The 6,805-nt window shown below is 31.2% G+C and carries 4 protein-coding genes and 1 pseudogene; all 5 read right to left on the reverse strand.

Going from position 1 to position 6,805, the window contains the following annotated elements:
- Nucleotides 1-484: 484 nt before the first annotated feature.
- The gene (locus tag BUB36_RS18105) at nt 485-1,645 is read right to left on the reverse strand and encodes a pyridoxal phosphate-dependent aminotransferase (RefSeq protein ID WP_073153565.1); all 1,161 of its coding nucleotides are present in this window, start codon (nt 1,643-1,645) and stop codon (nt 485-487) included.
- 345 nt (nt 1,646-1,990) lie between these two features.
- Nucleotides 1,991-3,646: a Na+/H+ antiporter NhaC family protein gene (locus BUB36_RS18110; protein ID WP_073153568.1), complete on the reverse strand. Its 1,656-nt coding sequence runs from the start codon at nt 3,644-3,646 to the stop codon at nt 1,991-1,993.
- A gap of 110 nt (nt 3,647-3,756) precedes the next feature.
- Complete coding sequence (locus tag BUB36_RS18115; protein ID WP_073153571.1) at nt 3,757-4,602, reverse strand: DNA-binding domain-containing protein; 846 nt, start codon at nt 4,600-4,602, stop codon at nt 3,757-3,759.
- Between the two features lies 1 nt (nt 4,603).
- Nucleotides 4,604-5,866, reverse strand: a complete 1,263-nt coding sequence (locus BUB36_RS18120) for an ATP-binding protein (protein WP_073153574.1) — start codon at nt 5,864-5,866, stop codon at nt 4,604-4,606.
- A 622-nt stretch (nt 5,867-6,488) separates the two neighbouring features.
- A pseudogene (locus tag BUB36_RS18125) lies at nt 6,489-6,805 on the reverse strand (IS4 family transposase); the annotation flags it as partial.

Below are 6,805 nucleotides of genomic sequence, written 5' to 3' on the forward strand. Positions count from 1 at the left end.
TACTTCATTTTGTGATATCTCCCCCTTTTCTGCAAATACAAAGGCTGTACTTGCTGCTATTAGGGTTATAGTGATTAGCATTGATATTATTTTTTTCATAAAAAATCTTCCTTTCCTGAACTTTTTTTGGTTTTATTATTTATATAAAGCTTATATACTAATAAATATAATACATTTTTTGTAAAAATTGTGTAGAAATTTGTAAATGCTTGATTTTTTTTGTGTTCTTAGTATTGTTTTTTAGATATTACCTAATTACTACACATACCCAGAACATAAAAAAAGGTCAAAAAAATCGTCACTCTTGACTCAAATATTCCTAAAGTGTTTTTTTATATGACAAATGAAACGTCCCCTTGTCATGCCCTTGTCATGCGTCCCCTTATCATGTCATCACCTGACAAATGAAACGTCCCCTTGTCATCACCCCAATCGTCACCCTTATCACAATCCAAATCTTTAAACATTGATTAAAGAGATTTATCTATGAGAAAATCTCCATCTTTTCAATTCTATCAAAGGCTTCCTTCAGCTGATCTAAGCCCACAGTAACTGCTATTCTAATATACCCTTCTCCACAGGCTCCAAAAGCATTTCCAGGAAGAACTAATACATGGGCATCACGTAATATCTTATCAGCAACCTCTATTGAACTTAGTCCTGTTTTCTTAATATTAACAAATAAATACAAACTCCCTCTCGGTGGTAAAGTAGACATATTGGGGATATCTTTAATTCTCTCATACGCATAAAACATTCTTTTTTTATATTCTTCAACTATAGGGGGTTGTATTTTATCCCTCATTCTTAAAGCATGTAAAGCAGCTCTTTGAGAAATAGAAGGTGCTGTAAATACATTATTCTCATTTACATCCTTCATAGTCTGTATTATAAAGTCTGGAGCCAATACATAGCCTACACGCCATCCAGTCATGCAATAATCCTTTGAAAAACTACCAATTGTTATGGTTCTCTCCTTCATTCCTGCAATGGTGGTAATTGGAATAAAGGGCTGTTCATAACTAAAGGCAGTATATATATCATCGGCGATAACTATGAGATCATGCTCTATAGCAGCTTTAGCTATTGCCTCCAGTGTCTTTTTACTAAAACAAGTACCTGTTGGATTATTTGGAGTATTTATGATTATCGCCTTGGTTCTATTGGTTATAAGAGCCTTTAATCTATGGATATCTACTTGAAAACCGTCTTCCTCGTCGGTTTCTAATATAACAGGCTTACCCCTAGTTAATTGAATTTGTTGTGGATATGGAGTAAAACAGGGTTCATGTATTATGACTTCATCTCCATCATCTAATATTGATTCTAAAACAAGCCACATAGCATGACATCCACTTGTAGTAATCATACATTCTTCCAGTTGTACATGGTATTTATAAGTATCCTTATAGTATTTACAGATTTCCTCTCTTAATTCTAAGTCTCCTAAAAAATCTGTATAATGTGTATGTCCATTTTTTGCATCCTCAAAGGCAGCACTAATGATCCTCTCATCTGTTATTAAATCAGGGTCTCCTAAGCTAAAATTAATAAGGTCGTCATACTCCCTCATAAGATTTCCACTTTCTCCCATAGGTGTGGAAATATCATTCCAGTATCGCTTTGCTATAAATCTATGCTTCATATCCATCCCTCTTTTATTAATATATCTATTATTTTAATTTAAAATTAATCCGCCACGCTAGTAAATAAAATTTCTGATTTCTAAGATGCCTTAGGGAATTTTAATATTTCATTTGAGTGATTTTTATAAACCTGTTTCTCCCTTAAAATTATATAAAAAACAGGTTTATCACATAAACGAAAAGGAAATATTAAAACTCCCTCGATAAAAACTAGCTCGGTGAGTTAAATTATATAACATTATACTATCCTAAGTTTATAAAAAAAACAAGTAGGAAGAAAAATACAATATTATTTATCTCCTACTCATTTATTTTGTGCTTTGTTAAATATTAACTTTATTTACTTATGTAATGATATTTTCTTCTACTTCCTTCATAAATTCAGGGTCTTCTACTTCTTTACCATAGAATTTAATTACTAGGTAAGACAATCCTAATCCAACAAATAGTGATATCCATGGATTTATACCTAAAACAGCTGCTGGTATATAGCCAACTAATAAAGCGATTATAGCAACTGTTAATGAATAAGGTATTTGTGTTTTTACATGGTCAATATGGTCTGAAGCTGCTGACATAGAACTCATTATGGTAGTATCTGATATAGGCGAACAATGATCACCAAATACTGCTCCAGTAAATACAGCACCTATTGTTGCAAATAAAATTGTTCCTGTATCGCCACCGCTTAATTGATACACCAAAGGAACTGCTATAGGCATTAATATGGCTGTAGTTCCCCATGAAGTTCCCGTTGAAAATGCTATAATACATCCTAAAATAAATACTGCCATAGGAATTATTCCTGCTGCAACCTTTCCTTCTAATATACCAACTAGATACTTAGCTGTTCCTAAATCTTTACATATGCTTCCTATACCCCACGCCAATACTAATACCATGATAGCTATTATTAATGATTTAGCACCATCTATCCATGCTTCCATAGCTTCTTTAAAGTTTAGTATCTTTTGTCCTAGCACTAGTGCAAATGCTACTATTGAACCACAAAATGATGCCCACATCATTGCTACAGCTGCATTTGCATTACCTATTACTTGACGCAGTACACTAGGTGCAAATGGTGTTTGCTTTAATGCGTTAATAAGTTCAGTATCATCTCCTCCGAGTACTGCTCCACGACCATTTATATACAATCCAACAATTACCATAACTATAACTGTTAATACCGGAATAATAGCGTTATAAGCTCTTAGCGGAATATCTTCTTTTATTTCCATTTCTGTAAGTTCCTTAGATGCAAGAGGGGTTGAGCCATCGGCTACAAGCTTACCAGTTTTTCTAGCTCTTCTTTCAGCCTTTAGCATAGGACCATAATCTCTACCAGTAATTGCAATCATAAGAACAAATCCAAGCATTATAATACTATAAAATCTAAAAGGAATTGACTTAACAAATGCTTCATATGCATTCATCTCAAAACCAATAGAAGCAAGGGCATCATTTAAAAGTCCTAGTTCATAAGCTATCCATGTAGAAATAAGTGCCATACTAGCAACTGGTGCCGCAGTTGCATCTGTTAAAAATGCCAACTTTTCTCTAGAGATACGTCGTTTATCTGTTAAAGGTCTCATAGTAGTACCAACTAATAATGTGTTTGAATAATCATCAAAGAAAATTGCAAGTCCCATAGCCCAAGTTGCTACCATAGCACTTTTAGCTGATCTAGCCTTTTCTCCAAGCCACTCAGCTATAGCCTTTGCACCGCCTGACTTTGCAACTATACCAATCATACCTCCAAGCCCAATATCAAAAACTATAATTCCTGCATTCCATTCACTGGCAACTGACCCTGCAATATATTTCTCAATAGTTTTTGCAAAGCCCATGAAAACGTTTCCCTTGTAAATAATAGTAGCCCCCACAAGAATTGCTGCAAATAATGATGGTATTACCTGCTTAGTTCTAAAAGCAAGAATAATTGCTACTAGTGGTGGTAATAATGACCAAATACCATAATGTTCAAGTAAATTTTCCATAAAATCCCTCCCTTTATTAATATATTTTAAGGAGGAACTTCAAAATGCTTCACAACGATTCAAAATAACTCATTTCTATTTTGGAATTTTTTGAATATTTTTTAAGTAGTCTAGAATAGTTGGCTTTGAACAAGTATATTCTCGATAAATTTAATGACATTGACCTTACCACCTGAAACTCTTTTTCCCCTTATATAATCCATTTCCGCCTTAACACTCTCAAAATCAAATAAAGAATTAGAATACTTAACAAAGCATTCATTCATATAATCTTCAATTCCAGTATTTGCAATATTTCTAATACCTTTCATTATGGCTCTACGCATTCTTTGTTTCATGATTTTGGGATTTTCACCGAGTTTCAAGCAAATATCATTTATATCATTTATTATATATCTATCATTTTCATTTTCAATCATATATTGGCAGATTTTAATTATATCATATGAACCCTTTTCTCCTAATATACCAATGCTGCTTAGAATATACTTGATTCTATTAATCTGATTTTCCCTTTCCAATTTGCTTTTTTTATCAGGCTCAAAACCAAGCTTAAGCATTCCCTTTATATTTGAAATAGCTCTAGACATTTCGATTTTTTGTGATACGGATTTAATAACCTTTTCTACTTCAATAATATTGATAGGTTTGGTTATAAAAAATTCAATACCAGAGTTATAGGATTCTGCAATCATTTCCTTATCTGAAACCTGAGAAATAATGATAAAATATATATCAGGGGTAATCTTTCGTATTTCCTTTGTTAGACTTGCTCCATCTTTGTTAGGCATCAGATAATCTATCAAAACAATATCTGGATTGATTTCTAAAATATCCTTTAAAGCCGTGTCACCGTCATAGGAGTATCCCACAACCTCACCAAGCTTTTTTTCCTCAATAATGTCTTGAAGGATTTTCACAATATTTATATCATCATCAACTATATAAAACTTCACCCTATTCACCCTCTATATTATCTCTATCTATTGTAATAATAAATGTTGTACCCTTCCCTAAATTTGATTTAACTTCAATCTTCCCATCGAAATGATCACTAACTAGATTGTTTACAAGAGTTAATCCAACTCCTCGACTTATGTCACCAGTTTCCTTGTCAAACTTTGTAGAAAATCCTGGATTAAATATATAATCCATGTGATCCTCCTTTATACCAACTCCATTATCCGATATATAGATTTTAATTTTCTCATCTTCATCCTCAATAATCAAATTTATATTAGGATTTGAAACATCCTTACATGCTTCAATTCCATTATTAATTAGATTTCTAAGTATAGACATCAAATAGTAGTGATCTTTTACAAAGACATCACATTTTACCTTGTATTTAAACTCAATATTCCAATCTTCATTTTCTATATATTCATTTGTATTAATAGCTAAAATATTCACCATATCTTTGATACTCATTTTTTCGATTTTTAGCTTATTTGTAAAAATTTGCTCTAATCCTTTAATAACACGTATATAATCCTTTTTTATTTCATGGATATCCTTTGACAAATCAAGAATAATATCTTGAAATTCTTTAGGTATATCTTTCTCTGTAGAAAGCCTATATGCTTTGAAGGTTTTCTTCATTATATCTTCAATGTATTTCATGTTTTTATTCATAAAATAGGTTTCACTCTCAAATATAGATGTTAGTAACATAAGTCTTCTATATCTTGCTTCGTGTTCTTGGGTTTTTAAGAATGATCTATACCTTTTAAAGGTTATTATAATAGAAATTACTATTACGCATCTAACTAATGCTATTATAAAAAGTCCCTTTACAATTTTCCCCTCAAGTCCAACTATATGTGTTCTAACACTTATCTCAACTAAATTCGATAAGAAATCACTTGATAATACCGTTATTGCAAATCTAGTCAGGTTCTTATTATCATAGCTAGTATATAGATAGTAAAATACAAAACCATAGGTAAAATAAAAGGCTACATCTGGTGATACTAAATAAATAGATTCTTTAAAATCTCTTATACTTATAAATATAACAAAAATTCTCAAAAGAGGCGATGCTATTCCTGTTATGATACATGTTAAAATTGGATTTAAACTGTGATTTTTATATAAAAGAAGAGGAAGTAAAATAACCGAGAAGGTAATAATAAAACCTTCCACAAAAAAATTAAGGTAAAATTGTGCTCCTATGGAAACTATAATGGCTACGAAAAACATTCTTTTTAGCTGCTGCATAGCATTTATTCTCGCTTTCTTTAACTAATACATATAATGTATTAATAAACCTACATTTTGTTTTCTCAAATAGCCAATGCTTTTGGGGGCATTTGAGAGAACGAAATGTAAATGGTTTATTGCAATTTATATATTAAGATTATAGTTCTACATTTTCTGTATTGCAACGACAAAAAAATACCCATAATTTGAATATTCTACAAATGATATGATTTTCCTCTTTTCCATTGAAAAAATTATATAATTCCAATTTCTATTTCTCTCTAAAAAATATTCTGTAAAAGCAAAGGGGTTTTCGACGGTTTTTAAGTTGTAAGTTTTATGTTCCAAGTTACAAATGCTATTAGCATATTTTTTTTTAAAATAATTTACACCAATATTTTATCAGTAATAATATACATTTGCTCTCTGTGGCTTTAATTCACTCAAATCTAAACATGCAATTTCTTGCAAGAAAGTTTGGGTTTCTTATTAAAAAACTTGTTTTCTGTAATGTTAAAATGCTTATCTATATCTCAAACACCTTATCTAGCCTTGTTAATGTAAATATCTTCATAGCCTGTGGATTATTGATTGAGTGAAGCTTAAAGCTCCTGTCTAGCTCCTTGCGTTTCTTATAAACTCAACTTTCGCAGCACAAAATAGCCAGCTTTTCCTTTAAAACAGTAGGTAGCGAAGCTATAAAATAGTTCATAAACTCATTTAATTGTTTTTTTGTAAGCGATAGCTTTTCAGTTAAAGCATCTTTTAATAAATCTAAGATTAAGCTGATGGATTCAAAGAATTTAATATCTTCCAATTCATCACAACAAAGATAAAATAATCTTCCTAGTGAACGATGGTCAGCACTCTTTCTATTTTCTACAGATAACATGATGTATCTTGTAAATACAATGGTTGTATGAGCTATCATACAGTCATAAGAACGTCCTTGAAATT

Origin of the sequence: Paramaledivibacter caminithermalis DSM 15212, from assembly GCF_900142245.1 — a bacterium.
Classification (GTDB): Bacteria; Bacillota; Clostridia; order Peptostreptococcales; family Caminicellaceae; genus Paramaledivibacter; species Paramaledivibacter caminithermalis.